Below are 13,285 nucleotides of genomic sequence, written 5' to 3'. Positions count from 1 at the left end.
CGGAAGATTAACTAGGGGAGGTGACGGGAGCAGGAGTTTTCACGGCGCCAGCGAATTCATTAAACTAATTTCAGGAGGGTTGAACTTTAATGGGTAATTTCAATACGAAAAAAACGGCCGCCATCGGTATTACATGTATCGCCGCTTTGGCGGTTGTATTGGCGGCATGCTCCAAAGAACAAGCGGGCGGCAGCCCCGACACCGGGAACGCAGCGGAAACAAAAGCGAAGCGCGGACAAATTTCGGCGTCCTTCTATGACCGGGGCACCGTACCCCAGCAGGTCGGGAATGTGGAGAAAAACAACTGGACTCAATACGTCAATGAAAAAGGACCGGTTGATGTCAAGTTTGTTCCGATTCCGCGGGGTGAATCCGTACAGAAGCTGAACGTGCTTTTTGCCTCCGGTTCTGCGCCGGATGTCATCCACGAATTTGACGCTCCGTTCCGCAATCAGCTGTATGCCAGCAAACAAATTATGCCGATTGACGATTTGATCGAGAAAAACAGCACCGTCTACAAAAAATTGCTGCAAAAATATCCGGAGCTGAAAAAAGCATCGACAAAACCGGACGGCAAGATGTACGAATTCGGCCGGGTGCAGCGGCTGGTCGGCTTCCAAGCATTGTTTATCCGCAACGACTGGTTGAAAAAGCTGAATCTCAAGGTCCCCCAAACGACCGAAGAGCTGCTGCAGGTAGCCAAGGCATTTACCGAGCTGGATCCTGACGGCAACGGCAAAAAAGACACCTACGGCATCGCTTTAAGCTCCGAAACCGGCTCGGCCGTCGATGCGATGTTCCAAAATTTCGGCTGGATTAGCGATAACGGAAAGATGGTCAAGGACTGGGACCGCGCCGAAGCCGCGCTTGCTTTCAAGAAACAAATTTATGACAGCGGATTAACGGATAAAGATTTTCTCGCCGATAAAAACGGCCAGAAATCGATTCAAGATTGGGTCAGCGGCAAAACCGGCATCTTTGTCGGCAGAACGATCGATACGGTCAATTTTAAAACGTACTACGAACCGTTAAAGAAAAACGTGCCCGACGCGGAAGTAATCGCCATCAAGCTGCCGGCAAGCAAGTTTGGGCGTTTTGCCGCCGGCGTCAACAACCCGGTGCAAATGACAACGGTCATTAACTCCGCCGCCAAAGATCCGGCAGCCGCCATGAAATACGTAGACTTTATGGCTTCCGACGAGGCCGCCAAAGCGTTCCGCTACGGCTTTGAGAACGTCCACTACACGCTTGGCAAAAACGGCTGCCCGGTGCAGAAGGACCCCGAGAAATACAAAACGGAAATCGCCTGGAACGTCGACTTCCAGCTGCTGCTGCAGCAGATTGAAATGGGCGATTGCGCGCAAGTGGAAGCCCAATTAAATCCGGATGTACCGGCAGAAAAGGAATTTATCGAGCTCATCAAGCAAAACAACGAAGCGAACCTTGCTTCCGACGTACAATACGGCCGAATTACGCACAGCGAGCATTTCCCTTCATTGCCAAGCGATCTGCAGACCGTCGCTACCAATACGGCGCAAATCTCCGATATTTACAACAAAGCGATCGTGGCCGGAGCCAATTATTCGGTTGAACAAGCAATGAAGGACGCGAAAAAAATGTGGGCCGATCAAGGCGGCAAGCAGCTCGAGGACTTCTACGGCAAATGGTATGCCGAACAGAAGGATAAAGCGTTTCTGGCTGCGGATATGATGAATTTCGCCAAGAAATAAGGAAATAGGAAATAAGATCAAGCAGCGAAAGAGAGTGAAGCCAGATGATGTATTATGCGGATACGTCGCGGGGAAGACCTTACTCGAAGGATCCGGCCGTCGTCAAATTCAATGGACAATACTGGATGTATTATTCCATCCCTCCTTACGGCGACGGACGGGAGCGGGACGGCTGGGCGATCGGTATCGCCACCAGCCGCGACTTGCAGCAGTGGGAGCGGGCCGGAGAGCTTACGCCAAAGATAAGCTGCGAAGCAAACGGGCTGTGCGCTCCCGGCGCAATTGTTTTGGACGGCAAGATTCATTTGTTCTACCAAACCTACGGCAACTTTCCGAAGGACGCCATCTGCCACGCCGTATCAGATAACGGCATCGACTTTACGAGAAATGAAACGAATCCGGTGTTTGCGCCAACCGGTTCATGGAACAACGGCAGGGCAATTGATGCCGACGTCATTGTTCATGACGGCAAGCTGTTCCTCTACTACGCCACACGTGATCCGTTAGGCCAGGTTCAAATGCAAGGAGTTGCCACGGCGCCGCTTGATTCGGACTTCGGCCGCGAAGCTTGGAGCGAGGCGTGCGGCGACACGATCTTGAAGCCCGAGCTGCCTTGGGAAGGGCAATGCATCGAAGCTGCCGCCTTATGCAAGCGGGACGGCAAACTGATCATGTTTTACGGCGGAGCCTACAACAATTGCCCGCAGCAGATCGGCTGCGCGGTGAGCGATGACGGTATCCGCTGGGAGCGGCTGTTTGATGAGCCGTTTCTGCCAAACGGTGCCGAAGGCAGCTGGAATTCCAGCGAGTCGGGGCATCCCTTCTTGTTCACCGATGATGACAGCCGAACTTATCTTTTCTATCAAGGCAACAACGATAATGGAAAAACATGGTATTTATCGCAAATTGAAGTTGTTTGGGACGGATATATTCCGAAGGTTGGAAGGTAGAAATTCGTATTGTCCCGCATGGCATATAAAAACCCGTGCCTCACTTCTCGCAAGTGAGGACGGGTTTATTTGTCCTGAATGATATATATGCATTTGGTGCCGCCCTTGGCCAGGCATTCCGTGCGCTTCACATCCGCGCTGAGCAGCTGCTCGAACATGTTCAGCTCGCATGCGCATGCGTGATTGTACTGGTTGGCAACCTGGGAAATCGGGCAGTTATGCTCTTTAAAAACGTAATTTCCTTCGCCGTCTTGCTCCCACTCTACCATATAACCGTTGGAATTCTGAATCTCAGCCAGCTCAGCGACCCGCTGCTTCAGCTCTTTCCCTTCCATACGCTGGCCGTAACGGGAAATCAGCTTCTTCTTCCGTCTTTCGAATAATCCGTCGACCACGTCTTCTCCGGCTTCCTCGGCTAGTTCTCCGAGCAGATCCAACGTCAGGTGATGGTACTTTTTCGGAAACAAATCATCGGCGAGCAGCGTGAGCGAATACAAATGCGTAGGCCTGCCCATCGCCTGTCTGACCAGCTTCGATTCGATCAAGCTGTCTCTCTCCAGCGTATTCAGATGGCGTCTTACCGCCATTTCCGTAATTCCAAGCTCCTTGGCCATCTCGCTGACGGTCATGGAGCTCCGTGTTTTCAGCATCGTCAAGATCAGCTTGCGCGTGGAGGAATCCTGTTCAGAATTCATCCGTGTCACCCCATTTTACTTATGACATTCCCTTTTGAATAATACCATCTTACCCGATTTGAAGTCATAAGTAAATTATTAAACATACATGTTTCGAAAATAGGTAAAACAATGCAAAAGCTTAAATCATCTCTTTGCGAATAAAAACAGGCACAATCGCGGCGAATTCCCGCAGGACGTCAGGAAGCCCCGCGATGACCGGCTGCAGCCGTTCTCTAGGGAACCCGACGTATTCCTGAATAAGCGGTTTACGCAGCTTGACCAATTCGCTCAGCTTGGCCGCCACTTCTTGTGAAAATACGCCTTCTCCCGCCAAAATATCGACGATATCCTCATAACTGCTGGCGTCTCGCATCATAAACGCGTCAATCAGCAGGCTGCCGACATCGGTTACGGTTTCAATCGCCAAGTGCAGCACGCGCTCCTGAGCCAGCTGCTTGAGCGGATCGCCTGCATCCCACGATTCGCTCAGCTTGCTTAAAGAGGAGCTGATAAACTCGATAAAATGCAGCCGTTCTTCAATTTGCTTTTCGTTGATATAATACATCGTTTACGATCTCCGTTTCTTTTTTCTCCATTTGGCCCAAATCAGCATGGCGGCAAAGGTCGCTACCAGCAAAACGATTAAAAGCACCGCCTGCATCAAATATTCGTAACTCATGATTTTCCACTCCGTTCACTTTAGCGGTTTGTTCGGCGGGAATACGCCCAATGATTTGTAGGACCGTGCCCCGCTCCAAGGCCAAGCTCATTGCGGATCGCTTCCGTAATAAACTGCTTGGCCGTCTCCACCGCCTCAGCCAGCGGCCGTCCTTTGGCCAGCTCCGCGGTAATGGCCGCGGAAAACGTGCAGCCCGTGCCGTGCGTATGCCGCGTTGCATAACGCTCGGCTTGATATAACCGGAACTCGCGGCCATCGTACAGCACGTCCGTCGGCTCGCCGGCCATATGCCCGCCCTTCACGATCGCCGCGCCTGCGCCGAATTGTTCCACGATGCGTTGTGCCGCCGTTTTCATCTCTTCCAGCGTCGTAATGCTCATCCCGGTAATCACTTCGGCTTCCGGAATGTTCGGCGTGACCACCGCGGCCACCGGCAGAAGCAGCGTTCTCAGCGCATGCTGCGCGTTATCCGCCAACAGCGATGCTCCGCCTTTGGCGATCATGACCGGATCTACGACCAGAGACCGGATGCCGTATTGTTTGATTTTCGCGGCGACCAGCTCGATCACCTGCGGCTGCGAAAGCATGCCTGTTTTGGCAGCATCCACTCCGATGTCGGTGATGACCGCATCGAGCTGCTTTTCTATGCCCTCAAGCGGAATATCATATATTCCGTGAACCCCTAGCGTATTTTGCGCGGTCACGGCGGTTATTGCGGACATACCGTAGACGTCCAGCATTTGGAACGTTTTCAGATCGGCTTGTATGCCGGCACCGCCGCCGCTGTCCGATCCGGCTATGGTCAGTGCTTTATATATCGGTGTCATCACAAATACTCCTTTATTTGTAGATCAAGTTTCATGGGCTGTTCAACAAGTACCCCTGGAACCACACCACGGCGCTAGCGAGCTTGTTTTATGCCAAATCTTGCTTGTTTAGAGAGTCCGCACGAATCGCGCTGCCTGACTCCGCTTCCCCTTCTCAAGATCCTGGCCGCCTTTGGTGCTAGATAAGCCGATGATTGGGAACTCGCACAACATGTCTAAATTTCAGTTTATCTCTCTGATCCTTCTCGCGTCAAGCGAAGTGAACTTTTTATGACAGCCGCCGCAAAAAGCTTTACGAACAATTCCGCCCTTTGCTATGATGAAGGCAACTAAATCAATGAAAATGGTGAAACGATGCGCCGACATGCGCTGCACCTAATAACGACAGGACGACAAAAGCTCGAGGAAGCTGCCGCTATTGCGCGCCGCCTTCCGTCCGAGCTTATCGACGTTGTACATATCCGCGAGAAGCACCGTACCGCCAGAGAAATCATGGACTGGCATCAAGCGTTGTCCGCCGCTTTGCCCGGAACGGCCATTTATATTAATGACCGCGTTGATGCGGCTGCCTCAGTGCAGGCTGTCGGCGTCCAGCTCGGATACACCAGCGTGCCGATTGAAACGGCGCGCAAGCTGATGCCGGCAGGGACGCACATCGGCTGTTCGGTACATTCCGTCGCAGAGGCGCGGGAAGCGCGACAGAACGGTGCAGATTACGTCTTCTTCGGCCACATATACGCAACTGCGTCGAAAGAAGGAGCTCCGCCGCGCGGCGTCGATGCTTTGGCTGAAGTTGTGCGCGCCGCCGGTGTGCCGGTGGTTGCCATTGGCGGCATCGGCCCCGAGCAGACGGGCGAAGTGCTTTCCGCCGGGGCGGCTGGCATCGCCGTATTGTCTTCGGTTTTCCTGCACGCCGACCCGGAACGGCAGGTGTACCGCTATCGCGAAGCGTTGGACCGTTACACGGCGCGTTGAACTTCGGCAGTGTTCCAGGCGGCGATACCGCCGAGAAGAACAGAGTGCTAAACCGGTAAAAGGAATTGCATAAGGAGGCTTTACACATGAACCGACCCACTTCGGCCGTTATTATCGGCGGAGGCATTATCGGCGGCTCTATCGCATTGGAGCTGGCCAAACAACATATTCGCGTCACCCTTCTGGACAAAGGCGAGTTCGCCAAGGAAGCTTCTACGGCAGCGGCCGGCATGATTGGCGCACAGGTGGAAATCCATCAGCCCGGGCCGTTTTACGAGTTGTGCAAAGCAAGCCAGCGGTTGTATGAGCAATGGACCCGCGAATTGCATGAATTAAGCGGCGTTTCTCCGCAATACATAAACAAAGGGATCGTCCGTGTCGCTCTGAACGATGAAGACGAAGCCGAATTAAAAAGCCGGCTGCCCTGGATCGACGGCAAATGGATTACCGCAGCGCAGGCCAAATCGCTTGAGCCCGGCATAACCGGGCAGGTGCGCGGCGGGGTCCATTTTGCCCAGGATCATCAAATCCACCCGCTCCACCTCGCCCGCGCGCTGCGCGGAGCCTTATCCCGCCTTGGCGTGTCGATCCGCGAATGGACCCCTGCGCTGCGGCTGATCGTGGACAACGGCCGCGTGACCGGCGTTAGAACGACGGACGGTGACCTATACGCCGATGAAGTGGTGCTGGCGGCCGGCGCATGGAGTCCGGCGCTGCTTGAGCCTCTGCCCGTTCACCTGCCGGTATTTCCCGTGCGCGGCCAATGCATCTCCGTGCGCATGCAAGCTCCCGCCATCTCAGCCACGGTATTCACCAAAGGCTGCTATATCGTGCCTAAACTGGACGGTACGCTGACGATCGGCGCCACGCAAGAAGAAGCCGGATTTGTGAAAAAGCCGACCGTAGCGGTGATTTCCGAGCTGCATGCCAAAGCCTGCCAGCTTGTTCCCGCTTTAAGCGAAGCGGAATTCGTCGCCACTTGGACAGGGCTGCGCCCCGGCACACCGGACGGGCTCCCGTATATGGGGCGGCTGGCGGAGGCGCCCGGCCTAACGATCGCCACCGGCCATTTCCGCAACGGCATCTTGCTTGCTCCGGTGACAGGACTGCTGATGCAAGAGCTTGTAACCGGACAAACGCCGTCGCTGGACCTCGCGCCTTATGCGCCTTCCCGGGCAAGCGGCGTCAGCGTCAATTAACGAGCCAAGCGCCCTAAATCCAAGCGGACAACGCGCCGCCCCTCAGATTACTAACTTGTTATTGAAAGCGGGCCAGCAGCGCGTAGCGGCGTTCGGTCCGCTTTTTGTATTTTGGCAATCCCCTGTAGATTTCAATCGTCTGCTCAAACGCTTCTTTCGCTTTCTCCGTCCTGCCCAGCCGCTTATACAACTTGCCTAGCCGGTAATACGCCTCGCACGACGAGGAATGCTGCTCCTTAAACCGCTCCAGGTACGCGATCGCTTGCGCCGAATCCGTCTCCGCCAATGCTTCCCCGAGGCGCAAATAAGGTTCGCCGAATTTTACGCGCGGATTGATGTCCAGCGCTTTCAGAATCAGCCGCTCGCCCTCCTTCAGCTCTCCCAGCTTCAAGCAGCAAAGGCCCAGCTCGCTGTAAACGTCGGCCGAATCGTCTTCGACGTCGGCGATTTCCTCCAGCCACTTTTTGGCTAGCGCATATTTGTTCAGCTCCATCGCCACCCGGGCGGCCTCCAGCTTTACCGAGCGGTTGTGCCGATTCAAGCTGAGCTCCTGCCGCAGCCGGGACAGCTTGCTGCGCAGCTTAAACGGCTTGACGACACTTGGCGATATGCCGACAAACCGGCGGTCGAGCACATATAAAATGATAAGTAATACGATAACGGCCAAAAACGGATTGCCTGTCAACCACCACAACAGCGAAAAAATTAAAATTTTGCTCATGAAAAGTTCACTCCTTTTTGTTGCTCATGCTGCTTCATTTTACCATATGGAAACCGTCCGAGTCGAAACGGACGGCAGCGGCCCGTGATTGTTCCGGAGTGAAGGAACAAATTGTGCCGCCAAGAAAGGCTATTCGCTTTTTTTAAACCGGCTTGCCGCTAATAACAGCAGAGGGAAAATAAGCCCAAAAGGCAAAGAAAACGATGTCCAGTCTTCCGCTTGCAGGTTCGACTCTACAATATTCTCATTCACAATAAGAGAAAGCACCAGAATAATCATCCCCAGAGGATAAGTTAACGCGCGGTAATGCCGAACCTGTAAAGTCTGGGCAAGGCTTAAGGTGGACGCATAAAAACAAATCGTTATTTTAACATACATCGAAATAAACCAAATGATCGCCATAATCGCTTCAATGCGTTGAAAGAAAGCCCCTACGTTAATTTTCTTTACTAAAGAATAACTGATAAATTGATTGATTTCTGTAATTTCGCTGCCGAGCACCAGGATGCTTAATAAAGTGACAAGAATAAGAGCCAATCCGCCGATCATCGTACCAAGCAGAAACGATTTTCGGGCTTCTTTTGTACGGTTAACGTAAGGAAACAACATGAGCAGCAGCACCAGCTGCAAGAAGGGGTTGCCGAGGGAATTCACAGCGGCGGCTGCGACGGGCCGTACTCCTTCTTCAAAAACGGGTTGAATAAGCTGAATTTGAATTTGCGGGGAAATCGAAACCAATAAAATGAGAAAAAGCGCCACAACCCAAGGGAAGAAAATTTCCGAAGCGCGGGCGAAAGCTTCCAAACCCACACGCACTCCCATCACAACTAGCAAAAATAAAACAATATGAAGCGCCATAATCGGTGTGTCGGGGAATATTTGGGTGGTCAGAAAATCGCCGATTTGACGGACAAACGAAGCGGTATTGAACATAAAATACATGAAATAAAGCAGTGAGATTCCTTTTCCAAGCCATTTGCCCAGCAGCTTCTCGCTGTATTCCGCAAGGGTCATATTCGGAAACCGGCTTCCCAGCGCACTGTACAATACAACTAATGCCAGTCCCCCGACAACTTCCATAATACTGGAAATCCATGCATCTTGTTTTACGGCATGCGCAAGCCCCGAAGGCACGTACAAAATGCTTCCGCCAACAATAAATAATGTAACGAAAACTGAAAATTGACGGGGAGATATTTTGCCATTATCCAACATGTCTATGACCTCATCTTGGGATTGAATTTCTTGTTCATTTGCGAAATTTGGCTACAATCAACAATAAGAGAGGCATTAAAAATCCAATAGTTACCGTATAAGGTACCCATGTCTTCGTATCCCAGGTTTGCATGTAGGTCACATTGGGCGATACCACAAGGGCAAGAACGATCAGAATGCCCCCCACCGGCATTACAAGAGGCCGGTAATTTTTCAGCCCGAATATTTGTGCTGCTGCGATAACTGTGGCGTACACATACAGAGTCAAGCGGAAATAAAGTGAGATAAACCATATCGCTGCCATGAAAGCTTCAATTCTTTGAAAAAACTGCCCGATGTTTATTTTTCTGGCCAAAGCATAACTGGGAAACATATTGCCTTCGGAAAGCTCAGGACCAAGTACCAGGATGCTCAGAGCCGTTATGAGCGTTAAAATAAGGCCAGCGATGACATTGCCGGTAAAAAACGCTTTCTGCGCTTCATTGGGCTTATCGACGTACGGGAAGATCATCAACAAGATGATGTCCGGCAAAATCGAGTAGCTTAAGAATGACAAAACAGACAACAAGATGGGTTTTACCCCCGTCTCCATGAAAGGCAGCGCGTTGTCCAGCTTGATTTGCGGAGCGATAAACAGAACAAGCAGCATAAACAGAACACATACGAATGGAAACAATATTTCAGAGGAACGGGCAATCGTTTCAAGACCAAGACGCGCGCCCATAACGATAATGATTGTAAAAAGAATATAAATCGCTTGAATCGGCGTCTGAACCATAAACTCCGTGGTGATAAAATTTCCGACAAAAAACAATCCAACGACAGGGCCCGCTAGAAATAAGCTGACAATAAACAGCAGAGAAACCGTTTTTCCCAACCATTTTCCTAAGAGGGTTTCCATGATCTCGATTAAGGTCATATGCGGAAACCGCTTCCCGATCGCGCCATACAGCCATACCAATAACATCCCCGCAATGAGCCCTGCCATCGCAGCAAACCAGGCATCTTGCCGCGCGAGAGCGGCTAACGACGACGGCACAGCCAATATGGCGCTGCCCACGGTGAAAAGTGCCACCAAGATAATAAATTGTCTTGAAGATATCGCTGCCTTTTCCTGCATCGGTTTTCCCCTTCTTTATTTCAAAAATGCAAAAAGAAAATCGCTAACCGGCTTGAAGACGGCAATGTATGCGTTCAGCGGATTCGGAATGTCGACATGCAGCGCCACTGCAACGGATAATCCGATACCTAGAAGCAGAAGCACGGAAAATGCCCACAGCTCTTTAATTTGACCATTTTTCAGCAGAGAAGGCACTTCGATTGCAACGATCATCACAGACGCTGCAAGTATTCCTGCAACAGCCAACATAGCAATCACTCCGTCAATTTATTTAAATAGGAATCCCCTGTTGTTCCCGTACGCCTGATTTTAACATCTGCTTTGATATCGACCTGCAGATTTTGAAAGTGATCCTCCCAATCGTTTTGTATTGTTTTCCAATAGCTTGGATTGGCCCGGCGAATGGCTTCTCCGAAACCGAATATATCGGATTGTAAAAATTTGGCCTTTTTCACCGCTGCTTCGCTGTTATGTTTGATCGTAGCCGCAATTTCTTTTTGCAAATACGCTATCGTTTCGTTTCTGGACAAATTAATGCGGCATTCCACATCTGAAATATCGGCCTCGCTGCGTATCGTGATCTCCACTTTGGGTTTGCCGTTGTTCACGCTGCCTTTCACCGTCGAGTTCGACCGGATGACATCGACAGCCAATCTCTCGCCTTGGGGACATGCCGCTTCAATGATTGTCCGGTGCAGCTTATCCGTAAGATCGGTGAATCCTTTGCTCTCTGTTTCATTTAACCAGCCGATCATTTTATCCTTTTTAAATACGGCTAAACCCCAAACTTGGATATTGGCCGGCGGATTGCTGGCTTCCACATTGGCATTGGTATTCCCCCGTTCTTGATCCCCCACAATACGCAGGCCGGTTAACACAGGATCTTTCCCTTTACTTATCACGCTTCTGATCAATTCGTCAAGCTGGATCGTTGCCACCGGAGACCATTCCTTCTCGGCTATATCCAGCGAATTATACATTTTGTTGGCAGGGATTTTCTCGAGCGGGGTTAAGCAGCTAAGCAATTGTTTGGCTGTTGTCCCTCTGGCGATGGCAATATAAAAATCAGTCCGGAATTCATGGTCTCTTGATAAATAATCCAACGTTTTACTAATACCTTCCCTGGCCAACTCTTCAGACAATATAAAAATCCGAATATGGGCAAAATAGCTTATTCTGGGAGTCAGCATGGTCAATCTTCTAATTGCTTCCACCACGGTATTGCCTTTCGCACTATACACAGTGATCGGCGATCGTCCGCCCCCTCCTCCTTTCTTCAAGGATATATCGCTCGGATTTACAATTTGCACGGAAACCTCATATTCATTTCCCGACTTATCGATTCCAATGCCCAATACGATCCCCAGATCGTTCAACTCGCGGCGGCTCCAGCAACCGGTCAAAAGCGCAGTCATTATAAGGAAGCAGAGAAATAACATCGCCTTTTTTCTCACGAGCAAGCTCCTTTTCGGGTTGGTATCATGGTTCCGGTTTGCGGGGCGGATATTGCTGCTTGCGGATCTTATTGGTCCGGTTGATTAAGCGGGGACGCGAAACCATGGCCCGCCAAGGCACACGAATGAGTGCATCTTTCTGGTCGGAAGGAATTGTGGGGGCAAACGGACTCATGTACGGAATGCCGAAGCTGCGCAAACTGCAAAGATGAAGCACAAGCGCAATGACCCCAACGATGATTCCGAACAGGCCAAACGTTGCTGCAAGCCCCATTAACGGGAAACGAAGTAAACGAAAGGAATTAGCCAAGCTGTAGGAAGGGAATATAAAGCTGCTGATGGCGGTGATCGCAACAACGATGACCATGGCAGCCGAAACGATACCCGCCTCTACCGCCGCTTCCCCAATCACCAATGTGCCAACAACAGACACGGCGGGACCAATCGTTCTTGGCATGCGAAGGCCCGCTTCCCTTAAGATTTCAAAGGCCAGCTCCATAATAAAAGCTTCAACAAAAGCGGGGAACGGAACCCCTTCCCGTTGGGCGGCCAAGCTGATCAGCAGCTCAGTAGGCAGCATTTCCTGATGATAGGTCGTTATCGCAATGTATAACGAAGGGCCTAACAACGCAATGCAGATCCCGATGAAACGGAGGATCCGAACCAGGCTGCTGATATCCGCACGGTGATAATAGTCCTCTGCGGCATGAAGAAACGAAACAAATAAAGCCGGTACAAGCAAAACAAATGGGGTGCCATCAACAATGATGGCAATTTTGCCTTCCAACAGCTCAGCGGCAATGACATCCGGACGTTCCGAATTTTGAACGGTAGGAAAAGGCGTATATTGTACGTCTTGAATAAACTCTTCGATATAACCGCTCTCCAAAATCCCGTCAATGTTAATTTTGTCCAGACGGTTGCGCACTTCTTCGACGATGTTGTCACTTGCGATGCCTTTAATGTACATGATCGCTACATCGGTTTGAGTGACTTGACCGATCGGTTTGGTTTCCATCCAAAGGTCCGGACTTTTGATTTTGCGCCGGATCAGGGCGGTATTCGTACGCAGCGATTCCGTAAATGCTTCCCGCGGCCCCCGCACCGAAGATTCCGTGGAATTCTCGGAGACCCCGCGGTCTTTCCAGCCGCGCGTGCTTGCAGCGATGCCAACGGCTTGCCCTTCCAGCAAAATCACGGCATCTCCCGATCGTACCGCATAATACAAGCTGGTGAAATTTTTGATATCTTTGACGTCTCCGACCGTTAAAATCGCCGTTTTCAGCGTCTGAATGGTCACAGCATAATCTGCAGCCGCATGTTCAAACAACACGGATTCCAGAATAAAATCGCTGATCACCTTTTCATCTGCCAGCCCGCTGGTATAAATAATCGCCATCTGCAGCTTGTTATCTTTGACCGTGCTGATCTCTCTAATAATCGTATCCGTACTGTTCCCGAGGGCTGCTTTAATCTTCTGAATATTCCCCTGGAGGCTTGTAAGCAATGGCTCTGCCGCAGCCGTTTCTTGATCGAGAAAACTCATGACAGCCTCCCCTTTACCCCATCTTCAAATCAAGTATTGACTGCCGCAGATCGATATAAACATCGGTCGCTTGCAATGCAAATTTCGCGATTCACAAGTGCATCGTCGCGTTTGAAGCGCCACACGACTGGGATGGCCTCGCTTTATTTTGCATTTGATCAGCGCTGATGCTACCGCATTTTTATCCTGCAA

13 protein-coding genes are annotated in these 13,285 nt (G+C 51.1%); 4 read left to right on the top strand and 9 right to left on the bottom strand.

What is annotated here, in order from left to right; genetic code table 11:
* Positions 1–89 precede the first annotated feature (89 nt).
* Both EYB31_RS03415 and EYB31_RS03410 read left to right on the top strand, forming a co-directional pair.
* Complete coding sequence (locus tag EYB31_RS03415) at positions 90–1,730, top strand: extracellular solute-binding protein (protein WP_131011866.1); 1,641 nt, start codon at positions 90–92, stop codon at positions 1,728–1,730.
* 44 nt (positions 1,731–1,774) lie between these two features.
* Entirely contained in the window at positions 1,775–2,680 is a 906-nt protein-coding gene (locus EYB31_RS03410; RefSeq protein WP_240762028.1) for a family 43 glycosylhydrolase, read from the top strand.
* 65 nt (positions 2,681–2,745) lie between these two features.
* On the opposite strand, the gene EYB31_RS03405 is transcribed toward EYB31_RS03410, so the two are convergent.
* From EYB31_RS03405 to thiD, 3 genes are all read right to left on the bottom strand, one after another.
* Entirely contained in the window at positions 2,746–3,375 is a 630-nt protein-coding gene (locus EYB31_RS03405) for a helix-turn-helix transcriptional regulator (RefSeq protein ID WP_131011865.1), read from the bottom strand.
* 121 nt (positions 3,376–3,496) lie between these two features.
* Complete coding sequence (locus EYB31_RS03400) at positions 3,497–3,922, bottom strand: DUF86 domain-containing protein (RefSeq protein ID WP_131011864.1); 426 nt, start codon at positions 3,920–3,922, stop codon at positions 3,497–3,499.
* A 134-nt stretch (positions 3,923–4,056) separates the two neighbouring features.
* Complete coding sequence (gene thiD / locus EYB31_RS03395; RefSeq protein WP_131011863.1) at positions 4,057–4,863, bottom strand: bifunctional hydroxymethylpyrimidine kinase/phosphomethylpyrimidine kinase; 807 nt, start codon at positions 4,861–4,863, stop codon at positions 4,057–4,059.
* A gap of 354 nt (positions 4,864–5,217) precedes the next feature.
* Between thiD and EYB31_RS03390 the strand changes: the two genes are divergently transcribed.
* Together EYB31_RS03390 and thiO are read left to right on the top strand one after the other, a co-directional pair.
* Positions 5,218–5,838 carry a thiamine phosphate synthase gene (locus EYB31_RS03390; protein WP_131011862.1) on the top strand — a complete coding sequence of 207 codons (621 nt, stop codon included), beginning with the start codon at positions 5,218–5,220 and terminating at the stop codon, positions 5,836–5,838.
* Positions 5,839–5,924: 86 nt separating this feature from the next.
* Positions 5,925–7,037, top strand: a complete 1,113-nt coding sequence (thiO, locus tag EYB31_RS03385) for a glycine oxidase ThiO (protein ID WP_131011861.1) — start codon at positions 5,925–5,927, stop codon at positions 7,035–7,037.
* Between the two features lie 58 nt (positions 7,038–7,095).
* Here the strand turns inward: thiO and EYB31_RS03380 are convergent, their stop codons facing one another.
* The 6 genes from EYB31_RS03380 to EYB31_RS03355 form a co-directional block, all read right to left on the bottom strand.
* Entirely contained in the window at positions 7,096–7,758 is a 663-nt protein-coding gene (locus tag EYB31_RS03380) for a tetratricopeptide repeat protein (RefSeq protein WP_131011860.1), read from the bottom strand.
* A 129-nt stretch (positions 7,759–7,887) separates the two neighbouring features.
* Positions 7,888–8,973 (bottom strand): GerAB/ArcD/ProY family transporter, encoded by a 1,086-nt coding sequence (locus tag EYB31_RS03375; protein WP_131011859.1) that lies wholly within the window; start codon positions 8,971–8,973, stop codon positions 7,888–7,890.
* Positions 8,974–9,007: 34 nt separating this feature from the next.
* Entirely contained in the window at positions 9,008–10,093 is a 1,086-nt protein-coding gene (locus tag EYB31_RS03370) for a GerAB/ArcD/ProY family transporter (protein ID WP_131011858.1), read from the bottom strand.
* A 15-nt stretch (positions 10,094–10,108) separates the two neighbouring features.
* On the bottom strand, positions 10,109–10,342 hold the full coding sequence (locus EYB31_RS03365) for a hypothetical protein (protein ID WP_131011857.1): 234 nt from the start codon (positions 10,340–10,342) through the stop codon (positions 10,109–10,111).
* Between the two features lie 5 nt (positions 10,343–10,347).
* A complete protein-coding gene (locus EYB31_RS03360) occupies positions 10,348–11,532 on the bottom strand; it encodes a Ger(x)C family spore germination protein (RefSeq protein WP_276322033.1) in 1,185 nt (394 codons plus the stop codon).
* 40 nt (positions 11,533–11,572) lie between these two features.
* Positions 11,573–13,093: a spore germination protein gene (locus tag EYB31_RS03355; RefSeq protein ID WP_131011855.1), complete on the bottom strand. Its 1,521-nt coding sequence runs from the start codon at positions 13,091–13,093 to the stop codon at positions 11,573–11,575.
* Positions 13,094–13,285 lie beyond the last annotated feature (192 nt).

Source organism: Paenibacillus thalictri, from assembly GCF_004307995.1.
Taxonomy (GTDB): Bacteria; Bacillota; Bacilli; order Paenibacillales; family NBRC-103111; genus Paenibacillus_AF; species Paenibacillus_AF thalictri.
This window is presented reverse-complemented; position numbering and strand designations above follow the sequence as displayed.